This window comes from Helicobacter bilis (genome assembly GCF_001999985.1).
Classification (GTDB): Bacteria; Campylobacterota; Campylobacteria; order Campylobacterales; family Helicobacteraceae; genus Helicobacter_A; species Helicobacter_A rappini.
Genome location: NZ_CP019645.1, coordinates 48002 through 65143, shown reverse-complemented (window position 1 = coordinate 65143; position 17142 = coordinate 48002). Strand labels below are relative to the sequence as shown.

14 protein-coding genes are annotated in these 17142 nt (G+C 34.6%); 8 read left to right on the top strand and 6 right to left on the bottom strand.

Annotated elements, in window-relative coordinates; genetic code table 11:
* The first annotated feature begins 161 nt into the window (after window positions 1-161).
* Window positions 162-1016, top strand: a complete 855-nt coding sequence (gene argB / locus XJ32_RS00285; protein WP_027338288.1) for an acetylglutamate kinase — start codon at window positions 162-164, stop codon at window positions 1014-1016.
* A 632-nt stretch (window positions 1017-1648) separates the two neighbouring features.
* Here argB and XJ32_RS00280 read toward each other — a convergent pair.
* Together XJ32_RS00280 and XJ32_RS00275 are read right to left on the bottom strand one after the other, a co-directional pair.
* Window positions 1649-2533, bottom strand: coding sequence for an ankyrin repeat domain-containing protein (locus tag XJ32_RS00280; protein ID WP_077387950.1), 885 nt, complete (start codon window positions 2531-2533; stop codon window positions 1649-1651).
* An 11-nt stretch (window positions 2534-2544) separates the two neighbouring features.
* Window positions 2545-3039: an HIT family protein gene (locus XJ32_RS00275; RefSeq protein WP_077387949.1), complete on the bottom strand. Its 495-nt coding sequence runs from the start codon at window positions 3037-3039 to the stop codon at window positions 2545-2547.
* 157 nt (window positions 3040-3196) lie between these two features.
* Between XJ32_RS00275 and flgL the strand changes: the two genes are divergently transcribed.
* From flgL to XJ32_RS11590, 7 genes are all read left to right on the top strand, one after another.
* Entirely contained in the window at window positions 3197-5749 is a 2553-nt protein-coding gene (gene flgL / locus XJ32_RS00270) for a flagellar hook-associated protein FlgL (RefSeq protein WP_005217831.1), read from the top strand.
* A 48-nt stretch (window positions 5750-5797) separates the two neighbouring features.
* On the top strand, window positions 5798-6751 hold the full coding sequence (locus XJ32_RS00265; RefSeq protein WP_077387948.1) for a hypothetical protein: 954 nt from the start codon (window positions 5798-5800) through the stop codon (window positions 6749-6751).
* 60 nt (window positions 6752-6811) lie between these two features.
* Window positions 6812-8050, top strand: coding sequence for an NAD-dependent epimerase/dehydratase family protein (locus XJ32_RS00260; protein WP_077387947.1), 1239 nt, complete (start codon window positions 6812-6814; stop codon window positions 8048-8050).
* Complete coding sequence (gene rfaE1 / locus XJ32_RS00255; RefSeq protein ID WP_077387946.1) at window positions 8041-9456, top strand: D-glycero-beta-D-manno-heptose-7-phosphate kinase; 1416 nt, start codon at window positions 8041-8043, stop codon at window positions 9454-9456. The genes XJ32_RS00260 and rfaE1 overlap by 10 nt, the downstream gene beginning before the upstream one ends.
* Before the next feature lie 324 nt (window positions 9457-9780).
* Entirely contained in the window at window positions 9781-11775 is a 1995-nt protein-coding gene (locus XJ32_RS00250; RefSeq protein WP_077387945.1) for a methyl-accepting chemotaxis protein, read from the top strand.
* Window positions 11776-11884: 109 nt separating this feature from the next.
* Window positions 11885-13054 carry a glutathionylspermidine synthase family protein gene (locus XJ32_RS00245; protein WP_077387944.1) on the top strand — a complete coding sequence of 390 codons (1170 nt, stop codon included), beginning with the start codon at window positions 11885-11887 and terminating at the stop codon, window positions 13052-13054.
* Between the two features lie 1048 nt (window positions 13055-14102).
* Window positions 14103-14252: a hypothetical protein gene (locus tag XJ32_RS11590; protein WP_155761410.1), complete on the top strand. Its 150-nt coding sequence runs from the start codon at window positions 14103-14105 to the stop codon at window positions 14250-14252.
* An 89-nt stretch (window positions 14253-14341) separates the two neighbouring features.
* On the opposite strand, the gene XJ32_RS12510 is transcribed toward XJ32_RS11590, so the two are convergent.
* The 4 genes from XJ32_RS12510 to rpsR all read right to left on the bottom strand — a co-directional run bounded on the left by XJ32_RS12510 (window position 14342) and on the right by rpsR (window position 17128).
* Window positions 14342-15175 carry a hypothetical protein gene (locus XJ32_RS12510; RefSeq protein WP_254422350.1) on the bottom strand — a complete coding sequence of 278 codons (834 nt, stop codon included), beginning with the start codon at window positions 15173-15175 and terminating at the stop codon, window positions 14342-14344.
* Window positions 15176-15303: 128 nt separating this feature from the next.
* On the bottom strand, window positions 15304-15732 hold the full coding sequence (locus tag XJ32_RS00230) for a hypothetical protein (protein ID WP_077387943.1): 429 nt from the start codon (window positions 15730-15732) through the stop codon (window positions 15304-15306).
* A 5-nt stretch (window positions 15733-15737) separates the two neighbouring features.
* Complete coding sequence (locus XJ32_RS00225) at window positions 15738-16658, bottom strand: ADP-ribosyltransferase-containing protein (protein ID WP_077387942.1); 921 nt, start codon at window positions 16656-16658, stop codon at window positions 15738-15740.
* Between the two features lie 215 nt (window positions 16659-16873).
* Window positions 16874-17128, bottom strand: coding sequence for a 30S ribosomal protein S18 (rpsR, locus tag XJ32_RS00220; RefSeq protein ID WP_004087751.1), 255 nt, complete (start codon window positions 17126-17128; stop codon window positions 16874-16876).
* Window positions 17129-17142 lie beyond the last annotated feature (14 nt).

Sequence of the window (17142 nt, the reverse complement as noted above, 5' to 3'; positions counted from 1 at the left end):
TTACATTGTATGGCTATCTGCCAAACAAACCAAAAATATGTCAAAACTTTACACCACACACTAGATTCTAAGCAACAATAAAACAATATTCACACAATAAATATGCTACAATAAGATTTTTCTACAACCAGAAGGATACACAAATGGACAAAGAAAAGTCAATGAAAGAGTGGCAAGACAAGGCAAAAATATTAATAGAATCTTTGCCCTATATCCAGCTATTCCGTGGCAAAACAATGGTGATAAAGTATGGCGGAAGTGCCATGTTAAACGAAGAATTGCAAAAAAGTTTGATACGCGATGTAGCCCTACTTCATTCAATCGGATTCCAACCCATTATCGTGCATGGCGGGGGCAAGGATATTGATAAATGGCTAGAAGTCGTAAAGATTGAACGAAAGTTTAAGGACGGCTTAAGGGTTACTGATAAAGATACGATGAAAATCGTTGAAATGGTGTTAAATAAAATCAGTAAAGACATCGTGGGTATGTTATGTGAGTTTGGCGTGCAAGCATGCGGCATAAGTGGCAAAGATGGCAGAATGCTGCAAGTGCGACCAAAGGATAGTGAGAATCTTGGCTATGTTGGCGAAGTAGTGCATGTGGATACGACACTTGTAAGTGCGATTTTGCAAGATGGCTTTGTGCCTGTGATTTGCCCTGTTGGTATAGGGAGCGATCATAATAGCTACAATGTTAATGCCGATGATGCAGCATGTGCGATTGCTGAAGCCCTACATGCTGAAAAGCTTGTGTTTTTGAGTGATATTGAGGGCGTGTATGAGGATTATGATAATAAAGATTCTTTTATTTCAGAGCTTAGTTTGCGTGAGGCACAAAATCTTATCGACACAGGCAAAGTAAGCGGCGGTATGATACCAAAGTTACAAAGTTGCATACATGCTATTCACAATGGCGTTTCTCGTGTGCATATACTCGATGGAAGAGTGCAGCATTGCCTACTTCTAGAGTTTTTTACAAATAAAGGCATAGGCACAGCAATATTAAAGAAATAGATTCTATCTTGTATTCTTAAATCTTGCTTGGATTTATCACATATTGTTTAGATAGTTAAATCCCCCCTACCCCTTTTAGTATATTGAGATTTAAAATGTTTAGAGATTGGATTCCTAGCTTTAATGGGATACAGGATCAATTAGATTCTAAGTTCTTTGCGTTTGTTGCAAATCTTTATTTTGTGTGTTGAGTAAAAAACATATTTACGGAATCTAAACTTTGTTTAGACACACATATACATAGAAGTTTCGTGTTCTTCAACGCAACAAGCTGTTTTAGAATTCAGATTTCATGCAAAATAAAATCTAAGTTGAGAATGCAATAAATTATAGATATATTGAACAATAGTGTAACAGCAAGTTGTATCTACACTTATAATGTCTTGCATTATTAATATAAATGTGTCATAAATCCAATTTACTCTCTACGCATTTTAAACATTAGCTTTTATAGCTTCATAATAAAATAGGAAATAAGGTAAATTTGCTTATTGTGTTTAAAAAACCGCTTTTAAGATTCTAAGTTGCTAAATTTTACAAAGATACTCTAACTTATGGCTGTATGTTTGAATCTCTAAAGATTGTGATACATAGCATAATGCTATAAAAATTACTCTCAAAATGCCAATAAGCTATTTTTCAGAATCTCTAGGCTTTGTTTGCTTTTTTGGCGGTGGATTCCACAATCTTAGCTTCATTGTTGTGCTATTAAATGCTCTCTCCATTCTGCCTTCTGCTTGATAGTCGATGCTAAATCCAGCTTTAATATCGACTTGCCCATCTTTATCGACTTTTAAGGCGTAGATTCCATGTGTGCCAATCGGTATGGTATTAATATTTGTGATAGTTGTGCCAGCAGGGATTGTGAGTGGCTTTTGACTACTTGCGATTAAGTTACCATTAAGATATAAGCCTGTATTAAAGATAACCAAAGGCTCATTTGTAAGATTTCTAATATTAAAAATAACCGCACTATTTGTGATTTTAAACGCACTTGCACTTACCGCAAGATTGTAGTCTTCAATGATTATTGGGGGGATTGTAATCTCTCTCATTGCAATTTGAGCGGGAGTTATGCCCTGAAAATTTGGAGTATTCATATCGCCTTGTGCGTTTGTAAGGATATTAAGCGTTTGTCTATCGCTATTTAATGCCGCATAATGCAAGGGCGTGTTACCATCACTCTCATCTTGTATATTTACTTTTGCCCCAGCGGTTACTAAGAGTTGTGTTATATAGGCATTTTTATTACGCACGGCTTCATGCAATGCGGTCTTTCCATGATTTATCGCATTGACATCAGCCCCACCCATGATAAGTAAATATGCGATTTCTAAATGATTATTTTTCACCGCGGTATATAAGGGAGTGTTTCCCTGCCATCTAGCATTTACATCAGCTTTTAGGTCAAAGCCACTTTCCACATCGCTTAAAACATGGCTAAACAGCAAATAATCATATTGATTTGCCTTTAAGATTCCAAAAATAAAACATAAACAAACATAGATTTTTTTCATTTTATTCCCTTTTAGTTATATAAATGCTTCTTTGCAAGAGATGAAATTTTATCATAAATAGAATCAAAATCGACACCATACACACGACTATTTGCAATGCTGGTAATAAAATTTGTATCGCCTATGAAACGCGGGACAAAATGCAGGTGTAAATGCTCTGGGATACCTGCCCCTGCTGCTTTTTTGATATTTATCCCCATGTTTATACCGCTTGCCCCATACTCTTCTAACATGGCGATAGCCTTTTGTGATAAGGTATTTAAATGTTGCCATTCTTCTTGTGATAGAAGTGTTGGTGTGTCAATATGTTTATGTGGGATAAGCATGAAATGTCCGGGCATATATGGATATAGATTCATAACGCCAAAGCATATAGAATCTCTATAAAAGACACGATTTTTTGTATCATTATGTGGATTATTTGCTATATCACAAAATACACATTCTTCACTGCAATCTGATGAAAAGTAGCCACTTCGCCATGGTGAATAGATATGTGATAGCACAATAACCCCTTAACTTTATAATTTATTGTGTTTTAGCAAATGTTATTCCATATTTAAGTTTTAATGGAATGCTAATTGCTTAAGTCGTTGCTAATACTCTAAACAGAGATAAACACAAGCTGATTAGCCTTGTGAAAATTAAGAGAAGGTTGCGATAATGAGAGTAACATTTGGGACAAAATACAATCAAATGCTAAATAATAATGGCAATATTACCTCAAACCTTAATGATATGAATACAAAGATTGCAAGTGGTAAAAAGATTCAGTATGGTTGGCAAGATGCAAGTGTGTCAAATCAGAATCTAAAGCTAGAATATGATGAGACGACTTTGCAGCAAGGCATAGATGTAGCACGCACAGCAGAGACTCAAACTCTAAATACAGATAAGGCTTTGCAAGAGATTTCACTTGCGATGGTGCAGTTTAAAACAAAGCTTTTACACGCAGCAAATGACTTGCATACGCCAACTTCAAGGGAAGCATTAGCAAGAGATTTAGAGGCTACAAAAGCACATATTATTAGCATTGCAAATACTTCTGTGGGTGGGAAGTTTATCTTTGCGGGAAGTAAAGTCGATGTGCAGCCTTTTGATTCTGTGGGGAATTATTATGGCAATGATGAAGAGTTAAGCGCACTTGTGAGTTCTAAGAATCTAGTCCCATTTAATATTACAGGTGAAGAGCTTTTCTATGGTTTTGATAATGATAAACACAGACTCATTACAACAAATGGGAGAATGCTTAATCAAACGCGACTTCACCCAGCAATTATGGATAATTCCGAAAAGCATAGTGAGCCAACTGAAGTATATATCAAAGAAGATGATACGCTTAGAGACTTAATAGGCGATAATGATAATAATCCACGAAATAACGGAAAAGAGTATTTCTATGTGCAAGGGGTAAATAGTCGCGGTCAAAGCTTTAAAGAAAAGTTTGCCCTAGATGTGGGCTTTACAAATCCAAAGAATGCTACGACGGTTAGAGACTTGCTTGATAGAATCGGCAAGGCATTTGGCAATACGCATGCGACAAAAGTCGTTGATGTGCGGTTGAATAACTGGGGGCAAATTGAGATTAAAGACTTAAAGCCCGGTAGCTCTAGTATTGACTTTCACATGATTTCAAGTGAAGCTGATGTAGAGAATCTAGCCGACCTTGAGAAGCTTGGGGCAAGAGTGCAGGTATATAGCAGTCAGAATCTTACTTCAGAATTTAGTGCGAGTAATCTTAAAGGTGTGAATGATTTATATGATAATCGCCTTACACATATCCCAACGACACTTATCCGCAAAGATAATGTAATGACAGAGATAGACACAAAGCTAGAGGATATTCTATCCGTGCCAACAAGATATATTAAAATCACAGGCACACCGCCAAATGAAAAAGATGGCACGATTAGCAATAGAGAGTTAGGTGAGCCTTTATTGTTTGATATAAGAGGGCAGGAAGTAAGAGATTTATTTGATGCGATTAAAGAGTATTTTGGTGGTAATATTGATGTGGAATTAGACCATGGACAAATAAATATCTATGATAGAAATGTGCGAAATAAAAGCACAGATACACTAAAGCCGCCATTTGATGGAGAAAGGGGCTTTTCTATACGCCTTGAAACGCTTGGTGAGAGTGAAGAAGAGGTGAATGGCTTTACCTCAAGTCTTGGTGTGAGTTATACAAAGACTGGATTCCAACAACTAGGCTCAAAGATTAGAGGCAATATTTCACAATCTCTATCAGGGACTTCTGTGCTTGCAAACGATCATACAAAGCTTATTGAAGTAACAGATGGCTCACTCAATGGCAAAACCTATGGTTTTAAACTGCACGATCATAATGGGATAGAGCTTGAAGCAAGTATTACTTTTACAAAACAAGGAAGCTTTTTAGAGCTACCCGCACAACATAGTGATAAAACTATAAAGATTCCATTATTTGATCCTTATGATGAGCCACCAGCAGTAACCATTAGCGATGGAGATTCTGTAACTTATAGGCAGCTTATGGACGCTATGTCTATTGCGCTAAATTATAGTAATGAAGATGATAAATCTCTTAGTGCAGCACAAGTAAAAGGCGGTAAGCCCACTCAAGCACAAAAAGATGCGTATGAAGAATTGCTAGATAGAGCAAAATCAAACATTACCATTGACTTTGATAGCGAAGGAAAGATTGAAATTCAAGATAATTTAAGGGCAATTACTCGTATGACAATGATGTTTTATGACAAAGCACAAGACGACTTTAGCCCGGAAGCTATCCGTTATTCAAATGCGAATGTAAGACTTAATGCAAATGGTTCTCTTGTAGTAGATGATCCAAAGATTCACTTCTTTAGAGGGCTAGATGATGCGATCCAGTCTGTAAGAGATGGAATCTATCGTGCAGGGGCATTACATGGGCAAAGATATGATGATACAATGAAAAGTCTTGGTATCCAAAATTGCATTGAATTAATCGATCATTTAAGCGATCATATAGAAAAAGTCATATCTAAAAATGGAGCTCATACTCGCACATTCCAAAACTCTGTGGCAAGAAATGAGATTATTAAAACGCAAGTAAGCGGTATTAAAGGCGATACGATAGGAGCAGATTTGGCAGAAACTTATAATAAATTCACAAATCTAAGTAATAACTATCAAGCTGTGCTATCATCAACAAATCGCATTAATAACCTTTCACTTGTGAATTATCTTAATTAAGATTCTAAAGAATCATAATCACAAGGAAGTGCAAGGGTAAGGAAAAGTATGTATAAAGCTATATTACTAAGCATAGGCACTCCAACGACACTTGGAATCTATTATGAAGATATGAGTCCAAATGAAGATAAAATAAATAAAGCGAGTTTAAAAGAAGCGGTATATACTGATAAAGCAGATAATGAAAGCACACTAGAAAATAAAGCCCCAAAGCTTATTTTCATTTTGCGTATAGATGGGAAGACAAGCGATGTTTTACCCTTGCTTTTTGTATCACATAGTTTAGATAAAAAGACTACTTATACAAGTTTAGAATCTTTACTCACACCTGAAGTGCTATCTAAATGCAGTTTAGCTGAATGCTTGATTGATTCTAGTTTTTTAAAAGAGAATAAAGAGATAAAGCATATTTTAGAATCTCTTGATATAAAAGATTCCATAGATTCTACATATAGTAATCAAACTAATTCAGCCAATCGCCCAAATTGTATAGACAAAGGTGCGAATTTAGAGAATCTAGACACTAAACACAATATATACTTGAATGAAAAAATAGATTCTAAAACCAACATAGATTTTATAAAACTTGATTGTAATCTCACTAAAGCCTTATATCTACTCTCATATTTTATGCCCTTAAATGCGATCTATTATTCCCGTGGGGTTGGGAGTTTGAGTGCTATAAAGCTTACGCATGTATTTTTACATACCCTTGCTTTAAGTAGCGATATTAAGCTATATGCTACAAATAGTTTCTATTTTGCTCAAACAAATGAGATAAAAGCATTTGCAAATATGTCTTTTTATCTTAAACCAGATTCTAAACATGTGGTTATCACGGATTCTAATGTTAAAGATTATATTCATATTGCCCCAAGTAACATAAATGCAAGTAACATAAATGATAGTTTAGATTTATCAACACTATTTTTACCATACAGACTTATACATAATGATTTTTTAGAATCTTGCACACCACTTTATGTAACCCCAGCAGTTTAAAGCAATACTCACAAAAACATGCTAAAATCACACAATACTTTACACATATAAGGCAAATCCATGCAAAGCGTAAATACACAGCAAACAACAAAGCCAGATTCTCTAACACTTAATAATAAGACAATACTAATCACAGGGGCAGCAGGATTTATAGGTAGTAATCTTGTAGAATATTTTGCTACACATCATAAAGACTGCAAGATTCTAGCCCTTGATTATTTTCGAGATTCTAAGACTTTTCCTAATGGCAATCCCACAACACTAGGGCATTTTAAGAATCTCTCTCTTTACCCAAATGTTGAGGTCTTATCACTTGATATTGCAAATGAAAAAGAGTTAAAATCATTGCAAAGAGACTATGGCAAGATAGATTATATCCTGCATGAAGCCGCAGTTTCAGATACCACTTGCATGGATATGCGTCATGTTATGCAGGTAAATTTCAATGCTTTTAAAGCCCTAATCAAACTTGCTATGAAGCATGAAGCACATATTATATACGCAAGTTCAGCCGCAGTCTATGGTAATACAGAGATTCCAAATAGCGTTGGGACAAATGAGATTCCAGAAAATATCTATGGCTTCTCAAAGCTTTGCATGGATAAGGAAAATGTGAGATTACAAAAGAGTTTGCAAGAAAAGGGCATAGGGCTTATAGGTTTGCGTTACTTTAATGTATATGGCAGATATGAGTTTTATAAATACAAGACTTCATCTATGATACTTCAGCTATCATTGCAAGCATTAAATGATAGAGTAGTAAAGCTATTTGAGTTTGGAGAACAACAAAGAGATTTTGTCTGTATCCATGATGTCGTGCAGGCAAATGTAAGGGCTATGGAGCTACTTATGCTAACCTATGGTTTAAGAGATAAAAATAAACAAGCAAAAGAATGGCATAGAATCCACAAGACTTTCAATGATATAAACATGCAGCAAACACCACAAACACAAGATATTGTATTGCAAAAATTATTTGGGCATGACTTCTTAGCAAAATCACAAAATATTATGCAGTCATGGCTAGAGCATGGGGCAATATATAATGTCGGCAGTGGAATCTCGCGTAGTTATAATGATATTGTTGAGATTCTAAAAGAGAATCTAAAAGTAAGCTTTGAAGTGCAGTATATTAAAAATCCATATCCATTCTTTCAAAACCACACTTTAGCAGATAGCACAAACTTTTTACCAAACTACACACCAAACTACACATTAGAATCTGGGATAAAAGACTACATTCCACATATAGAATCTATCTATAATGACATAAAAGAAGGGAAGAAAACATGGCAGTAGAGAGAATAAAAATCCTTGTTATCGGGGATTTAATGCTTGATAAATATATATGGGGAAGTGCGAATAGATTATCCCCTGAAGCCCCTGTGCCTGTTGTGCGGATAGAAGAAGAGAATTTTAGTCTAGGTGGGGCATGTAATGTAGCAAATAACTTAATTGCAATGGGGGCTTTTGTATCTATATATGGCGTTGTAGGCAATGATGCAGAGGGTAGCTTATTACATGATTTTCTTGTGAATAAAGGCATAGATTCTCACTGCTATAAATCAAATCGCCCAACGACTACAAAAATGCGTATAATGGCATCAAAGCATCAAATGCTAAGACTTGATAAAGAAAGCAATACCCCTTTAGAATCTAAAATCTATGAAGCCATGTTTGAAGATATACAAGGCAGCATTACGACTTATCATTGCATGATTCTAAGCGATTATCTAAAAGGTGTGCTAAGTCCAGCTTTCACACAAAAGCTAATCAAACTTGCAAATAGTTTTGATATACCAGTATTATGCGATCCAAAAGGCAGCGACTATGCAAAATACAAACACGCTACATTGCTTACACCAAATAAAAAGGAAGCAATGGAAGCCACACATGTAAATATACATAATGATAAAACCCTGCTTGAAGCTTTGCAAAAAATGCGTAAAATCTGCAGCCTAACTTATCCTTTAATCACGCTTAGCGAAGAAGGAATTGCCTATCTTGATAGCGATTTAGCATTACACAAAAAGCCTACAATCGCAAAAGAAGTCTATGATGTAAGTGGTGCAGGTGATACCGTGATTGCTGCCCTTGCCTTGCAACTTGCAAAAGGTGAGAGTATAGAAGAGGCTACAAAGTTTGCAAATGCTGCTGCTGCTGTTGTGATTGGCAAAATCGGCTCTGCTACTGCTACACTTAAAGAGATACAAGACTATCTAGCCCCAAAAAGAATTATAAAAGACGCTAAAGCAAAGATTGCCACAAACTTTTTAGAAATACAAGAAAATGTAAATGGTAAGAAAATAGTCTTTACAAATGGCTGCTTTGATATTTTACATTACGGACATGTGAGCTATTTAGAAAAAGCTAGAAAGCTTGGCGATGTGCTTATAGTCGGCTTAAATAGCGATGATTCTATAAAAAGATTAAAAGGAAAAGATAGACCTATTAACTCACAAATTGATAGAGCATTTATCCTAGCAAGTCTTGCATGTGTGAGTTATGTCATTATTTTTGATGAAGACACACCTAAGAATCTTATCTCACAGATTAAACCAGATATTCTAGTCAAAGGTGCAGATTATAAAGACAAAGTTGTAATTGGCGCAGAATATGCAAAATCTGTGCAACTCATTGATTTCATTGATAACAAAAGCACAACAAATATTATAGATAAGATTCAAAAACAGGTAAAAGAATGAAACAATATATCTCACACAACAAGTATTATAAAATATGAAAATATTGCAAAAAAGATCACAATAAATCGCTTTGTTAAATTCATTTGTGTAATAAAGAAACATATTTTGTAGATTTATAAATTTTGTAAATAAAACTTTACGAAATTTATAAATAATTTAAACTCATCTTATAGAATACACCCTTAGTTTATCGCGTAAGCTACAAAGCTACTGCTTCATCTACTTACAATATATTATGTTTATTCAGTCTCAAAAAACATTCATTGTGAAAAAGTAAGTTGATAGCATACAAAAAAAAATATTTCATTGTGAAGGGAGATAATTGTGAATTTAGCTGTTAAAACTCGAGTAGCCCTCATTGCTAGTCTTATCATTGCTATGGCAATTATAGGACTTAGTATCGGCAATATGATAATGAATAAAAAGGTGTCAATGGGGAATGCCCTGCATGCACAAGCAGATCAGCTACATGCCGTTGATTTAATGTTGCAAGATGTAAATATGCGATCTGCTACCGCACTGAAGGGACTTGCTACCATGATAGAATCTATGCCTTATGAAAAGCTAGATTCTAAAGAAGAGATTATTGCTAATGTTGGACCATTATTAAGGGGACACAGAATCACTGCAGGACTACTTGGAAGCTATATTGGTTTGCCAACAGGTGAGATTATAGAAGATAATATTACAAATACAACCAAGCTTTTTAGCGTAAGGGGCGGTCAAGGGCAAAGCTATAATGCCGCACAACGCGGCTGGTATATCGGGGCAGTAAAAAATAATGGATTATTTCAAACAGAAGTGTATCAAGACGATGTTACAGGGGAACCAAGCGTTACCTATGCTATACCGATACATAAAAATGGACAGCTAATAGGTGTCGTTGGTATTGATATCTTACTGACTTCATTGCAAAAAGTCTTTGATGATCTTAGTGCCACAGGTAGCAATATATTTGCGTTAGATAATGCAAATATCCCCTATGTTGCTACAAATAAGGACATTATTTTAAAAGAACTTCCTATTTTTAAACAGATTGCTACAATATCAAGTCAAACAAAAGATTATGAAGATTTTGTAGTCAATGACAATGGCGTTGATAAAATAACACAATGTAAAACAAGCAAAAGCAATGAGTTTGCCACCTATACGCTATGCTCTTTTGAGCCTATCGAAAATATAGAGGGTCCTATCACTCGTATAGGCTATATTCAAATAGGCGTTGGACTTGTATCAGCATTGGTTATTAGCCTTATGTTATATGCTGCTGTTGGATACTATCTTAAACCGCTTACACAAATTTCTCGTGGTTTAGTTGATTTCTTTGCGTTTCTTAATCATGAAAAAAGTCATGCCGCAAAGATTGGAATCACAGCAAATAATGAGTTTGGTTTGATGGCTCAAGCCATAGATTCTAATATTGAAAAGACACAGCATTCACTGAAGCAAGATTCTATGCTTGTTGATGAAGTTATGGAGATTGTCAATGAGGCAAAAGAAGGGAGATTTGGCAAAAATGTAACACATGAAAGCCATAATCCACAAATAAATAAGCTAAAAGATTCCCTAAATGAAATGTCTCATACACTTTTCTTGCTTGTGGGCGACAATCTTGCTGAAGCAAAAAAGGTATTTGAATCATTTGAGCAAAATGACTTCACACCAAGGATTGAGAACGCACAGGGGCTAGAAGCAGGATTAAATCAGCTTGGAGATTCTATTGTGTCTATGTTACAAGTATCAGCACAATATGCAAAAGAACTTGATTCTAAGTCAAAAGAGTTAGAAGAATCAGTGCATACACTCTCACAAGGTGCTACAACACAAGCAAGCTCCCTGCAACAAACAGCAACCGCAATCGAGCAAATCACTTCATCAATGCAAAATGTCTCAGGCAGAACAGGTGAAGTTATCAATCAAAGCGAAGATATTAAAAATGTTATAAGCATTATTAGAGATATAGCTGACCAGACAAACTTGCTTGCTTTAAATGCGGCTATTGAAGCAGCAAGGGCAGGAGAGCATGGCAGGGGCTTTGCAGTCGTAGCTGATGAGGTAAGAAAACTCGCTGAAAGAACGCAAAAGTCTTTAGGTGAAATCGAAGCAAATACAAATGTTTTAGTCCAAAGCATTAATGACATGGCAGAATCTATAAAGGAACAAGCACAAGGTATAGAACAGATTAATGAATCTGTCTCACAACTAGAGAGCATTACACAACAAAATGTAAGCATTGCAAATCACTCACAAGAAATAGGTATAGCTCTTGATGAAGTGGCAAAAAAGATTCTAGAAGATGTCAATAAAAAGAAATTTTAAAGACAAGGTTGCAATATAAATCTATCCTTATAGCGTTGTAAGCTAACTTCCACGCCATATTTATGCAAGCTTGCTATAATGGCAAATATTTTACTCACAAAGGATAGATATGCGTATTACCACACTAAAGCCTTTTAATAAGCAAGAATTTGAACACATGGGACTACTTTGGCACACAGACCCCGATAACACAGATTACATTAGCAATGAACTCATACATGTAAGCGAAGCAGAAGCTGATGCCTATTATGATGCGTGTAATGAGCTATATGATATGTATGTGGAAGCGGCAGGTTATGTCATTGAAAATAATCTTTTCTATGAACTTGATATACCAAACTCACTCATTGATACAATCGTGCAGAGTTTTGAAGAAGATGTGCATTGGCATATCTATGGTCGCTTTGACTTAGCTGGTGGGCTTGATGGTAGCCCTATTAAACTTTTAGAGTTTAATGCTGATACGCCGACTATGCTATATGAAAGTGCAGCAGTGCAATACGCGCTTTTAAAGGCGAATGGCTATGATAGCGATGCACAATTTAATAATATCTATACAGCAATTTCACAAAATTTTCAACGCCTTATTACATTGAGTGATGATGTGAGTAATTTCCATGAGATATATGAGGGCTGGAAGATTCTATTCTCAAGTATCCGCGGTAGTGATGAAGAAGAAAAGACTATTAGATTCTTGCAAGATATGGCACATGATGCGGGCTTGCATACAGATTTTTGCTATGTTGATGAAGTGCAGCTAAGCCCTACTGATGGAATCTTTTATAATGATACAAACTTTGAATTTTGGTTTAAGTTTATCCCATGGGAGAATATCAGCATTGATGAGCCAGAACTAGCCTTGATTATCAATGATATTATGGCAAATCAAAAAGCGATTTTTCTAAATCCAGCTTACACTATCCTTTTTCAAAGCAAACGCATTTTAAAGATTCTGTGGGATTTGTATCCAAATCACCCACTATTACTTGAGACAAGCTATAACCCACTCAATAAAAAGCAGGTTAAAAAACATGCCTTTGGTAGAGAAGGGGCAAATGTCAGCATTCTCGATGCAAATGGTAAGCCTATCAGCTCAAAAGATGGGGAATACGCTAATCACAAGGCAATCTATCAAGAGTTTTATCCACTTAATACGCATAATGGCTCATTTTATCAAGCAAATGTATTTTTTGCGTATGAAGCATGTGGCTTAGGCTTTAGGAAAGGCAGTGAAATTATTGATAATTATTCAAAATTTGTAAGTCATGTGATTGATTAGATATGATTAGACATGTTTTAATGGCTTTGCAACAAGTTTGTATATAAGAGTTTCTTGGTTCCCCCCCCCCCCCCAAATTCCCAAAAAACCGATATTTTCTCTAGTTATATAAGTTTATAAGAGTTAGCTAGAAAAAAAATTTAAAAATTATATGCTTGTGTGTAATATTGTAACTTATATAAAGTGAGTTAGCATAAGTGGGTAATTGCATTTTATTGTGAGAGTAAAAATTCCCCTTGTGTGCTATGTTCTTAGTGATTGCAATGCGTAAATATGCTTTATAACCTAGCTTAAATAAAGCTTTATTTAAAACTTAAAAATAACTTAAAATTTCATTGTTGGAATCACAATTCTATCCAAAGTCCGCAAAATAGGGCATAAAATGTATATGTGTGTCAAAATTTGTGTCATCAGTGTATTTTTTGTGTCATTTATGTGTGATAGAAAATCTTAAAGAATGAGATAAGTTGCAGAGAGATTGAAATATTTTTAAATATTTAAAGCTTTGTAGCTTGTGTGATTGGCTCTTGTAAAGTTGTCTTGCTTTGATTGGCTTTTGTGTGAATGCAAAGGCTAGTGTGATTTATGTTTGCATGATTTAGGGTTTTTGTGTGTTATTTGTGTAATTTTGGCTGATATTCCACTGAAATAAGGCTCTAAAACTAAGCTACACTAGGCTACATTGTGGCTAGTTTTGCTTTTTTGATAGAAATTACACTTAAAACTACCATTAAACTTACATAAATGACTTACATTTTCTTGCAATTTTGTTAAATTCTCGCTTCGTCTGCTTCATTTCATAGTGTTTTTGTCAAAAAAACTCACAAACAATCTTTTTTATATGTTCTCTCTTATATATATTACTATCAACAAACATGTAAGATATAAAAATCTCGCAAAATGTGGCGTGTGAATTGTAGGGCTTTGAAAATGCAAAAATTGCAATTTTGGCTTTCAAATGTGGCGTGAATAAAACACTCAAACACAAAGACACAGAAACATTGATAAACAAACAAAAACGCATAAATTTAGATTTTGGGCTTTAAATGTGGCGTGTGAGCTTAGAAAGGGTCGCACTGGCTTAAATACAGATTTTAAACTAAAAAATGCAGAATCTAGCACACAAAAACATATAAAACAAGATTCTACAACACGTTTAAACACTAGCAAAAAACACTTAGCACACCAAAATCTCTAAGTCTCTAAAGTATTCTTTCATCACAAACTTATCTTGACTCTTATCATTAACATAATCTTTATTCTCAACTTCTACTAAAGCTTTTAATCTTACATTATATGAGCCTTCTTTATTGAAAGATTTGAGTATATTATCTTTTTGGCTACTCTTAACATTTGATTGCTAACCTTGCCATCACCAAAATCCCATTCAACTTCTACTAACTCAATAGAAGTAACAATATGAAATCCTATCACTTCATCAATAGCTATCACGCTTTTAGTGGCATATATCTCTAGTATAGTAGTATCAAAGTCTGTATTGTAGTCAGGTATTTGCACCTTTTTCCACTCATCTGTGTAATCACTGATTGGAGCTTCACCTATTGCTTTGAGTGCATTCACCGTAGTTTGCTGCATATCATAGCTTTTGAGTAAGTCTGGTTTATTTGCATTTGATAATACATTTTGATAACTTACCATACAATTAGCTTTGTTTATCTGTGCGTTATCATTGGCACTTTTATGTAATACTTCTGCCTTGATTTTATCTTGCAGGGCTTGGGCTTGAAGTTGTGCTGTTTGCATTTTACTTGCTTGTATCTTAAAAAAGCTTTCTTTCACTTGATTGGATAGCATTGCTACTTCTTTTTTCTTACCTAGTATGCCTAAAGCACTTTGATTTTGTGCGTCTCTTGTAGCCACTTCGTTTTGGTCTATGGTTAATGCAGTTTGGACTGCACTTTGAAATACGCCTAAAAATGTTTTAGCCATAAAATCGCTATAAGCTAAAGCTTTTTGGTCGTCTGTAAAGGCATAGCTTGGCATATATTTTACAAAGCTATCTAAGGCGTCTTTATATATTTGACTATCTTTCATCTTAGCTTCTATAAAATCAAAATTCTCTTGGAATTTCTTTAAAGTGAGATTTTTTGTTTGTATCATTTTAAATCCTTTTTTTGTGGTATAATTCGAGTATCTTTAAGCCTTGCTATATGTTTTAACTCAATACTACTAGAGGACATGTAGCTAAACACGCTCTCATAGGGTAGATTGTGAGAGAGAGGTGGGGCTCAAGGGTTTTCTTGCATATATACAATTTTAATCTTATCGCTCATTAACATTTCTTTTAATCGATTTTCTTTTTTGTCAAAGTAGTATGTCTTAAAATCTATATTTCCAACAGAATCTATCCCTATTCCAAACAGATTTATTAGCTTTTTATCATTATCAAAAAATGGCTTATAGAAATACACACTAGGGCTACTTTGTCCTTCTCGTGCTTGTTCTACGATAAATAAAGGGTCTTTAAAGGTTTTAAAGAAGCCACCTTTTATATTGTCTCTGTTTGTATTGTAAGTGTTCTCTCTAAAATGTTTCCACGCATAAGAGATAGACACTTTTACATCTTTATATGGCGTTTTAATAAAGCCTATATTACCTTTAACCATTTCAAATTGCCCCTTAAACTCATCAAAGTTTCTAAACTCTGCTTGCGGCATTGTCTCTACTTTTTACCATTTTGCAAGGCAGATTCTATGGCTTTTGCTAACTCTTTGTTAAATATTTCATTACTCAAGCTATTTATTTCCTTTTTGCCTTTTAAAAAATCTCTAGGATTAAACTTTTGCATTATTTTAGCAAACATAGCTGGATTATTCTCACTCAAAGATTTGTAGTCTTGTTGTATGCTTTTAATAGCTAGTGTAGCGTATCTTTGTGCGGATTTATTCTTATAAATCTTGCTTACCGCCTTGCTTCCTATCGCTCCACCTAGCAATCCCAACGCAAATTTTTCAGGGCTAAAGGTGAGATTCCCATTCTCATCAGTCTCAATTCCTGCTGCACTGCCACTTAAGACTCCAGCTCCTAAATGTTGCGGATTAGCATACATGATATTAGGGCTGTTTTCATTAAAATATTTATGTGTAGATTCTTTATTCTTTGGTTTAGTCTTTGTAATATTGCCTTTTGTATCTGTATAGCTTCCTTTATTGTCAATATGCTTTATTTGGTTAGGATTAAATATAGCTATGGTATCACTTATTTCTTTACTTCTGCCATATCTCTCATCACGCACATTCTTATAAATAACACTATCAAATGGCTTTCCACTCTCTTTAGCTTCATCTAGTGCTTTTCTTATAGCTAAATCAAAATATTGTTCCCCTTTATAAATCTTATCTGCTAATTCACTTCTATCTACAAAGTCTTTACCTTGAAAGTCTATGACTAAAGGATTTTTAGCATTTAAGAATACTTTATAGATTCCATTATCACTATTTGGTAATTCTTTTGTATAGCTTAGGGCAACATTATGAGAGCTAGAGAAAAATCTAGCAGGATAGTTTGTTCCTGTATCATCTGTATGTTTTGGGGTGAGTATTTCTTTATTGCCTATGCTTTCTCTTGTGCCATGATAAAACACTTTAGGTATTCCGTTGTGGCCTGCGACATGCATTCTAAAAATATAGCTTGATACTATGGGAGTAACATAAAAAAAAAGAAAAAGAGAAGAAACGCTTTTAACAAAGTATAAACTGCAATTACTACTTCTCATGTAGCGAGTTTAACTTTAGCGAAGCGATATTAGAATATACTATAATTAATAGATAAGCTCTAAATAAATGTGCTGAATCTAAATTACAATTTAAAAGGATTCTCAACAACTTTTTTTCTATCTACAACATAAGGTATAAGTGCCATGTGTCTTGCTCTTTTGATAGCTACCTCAACTCTTTCTTGCCATTTCTTAGAGTTTCCTGTAAGACGACGAGGCATGATTTTATAACGCTCTGAAAGTGAATGCTTTAAAAGCTCAACATCTTTATAATCAATAAAATCAATCTTTGCCTCTGTATATTTACAATACCTTTTTGAATATTTTTTTCTTTCCATGTGTTTCCTTTCAT

Bases quoted from the DNA above. Each gene is read 5' to 3' on its own strand.
- argB (WP_027338288.1), top strand. From the start codon at position 162: ATGAAAGAGTGGCAAGACAAGGCAAAAATATTAATAGAATCTTTGCCC.
- XJ32_RS00280 (WP_077387950.1), bottom strand. From the start codon at position 2,533: ATGAAAAAAATCTATGTTTGTTTATGTTTTATTTTTGGAATCTTAAAG.
- flgL (WP_005217831.1), top strand. From the start codon at position 3,197: ATGAGAGTAACATTTGGGACAAAATACAATCAAATGCTAAATAATAAT.
- XJ32_RS00265 (WP_077387948.1), top strand. From the start codon at position 5,798: ATGTATAAAGCTATATTACTAAGCATAGGCACTCCAACGACACTTGGA.
- XJ32_RS00260 (WP_077387947.1), top strand. From the start codon at position 6,812: ATGCAAAGCGTAAATACACAGCAAACAACAAAGCCAGATTCTCTAACA.
- rfaE1 (WP_077387946.1), top strand. From the start codon at position 8,041: ATGGCAGTAGAGAGAATAAAAATCCTTGTTATCGGGGATTTAATGCTT.
- XJ32_RS00245 (WP_077387944.1), top strand. From the start codon at position 11,885: ATGCGTATTACCACACTAAAGCCTTTTAATAAGCAAGAATTTGAACAC.
- XJ32_RS12510 (WP_254422350.1), bottom strand. From the start codon at position 15,175: ATGATACAAACAAAAAATCTCACTTTAAAGAAATTCCAAGAGAATTTT.
- XJ32_RS00230 (WP_077387943.1), bottom strand. From the start codon at position 15,732: ATGCCGCAAGCAGAGTTTAGAAACTTTGATGAGTTTAAGGGGCAATTT.
- rpsR (WP_004087751.1), bottom strand. From the start codon at position 17,128: ATGGAAAGAAAAAAATATTCAAAAAGGTATTGTAAATATACAGAGGCA.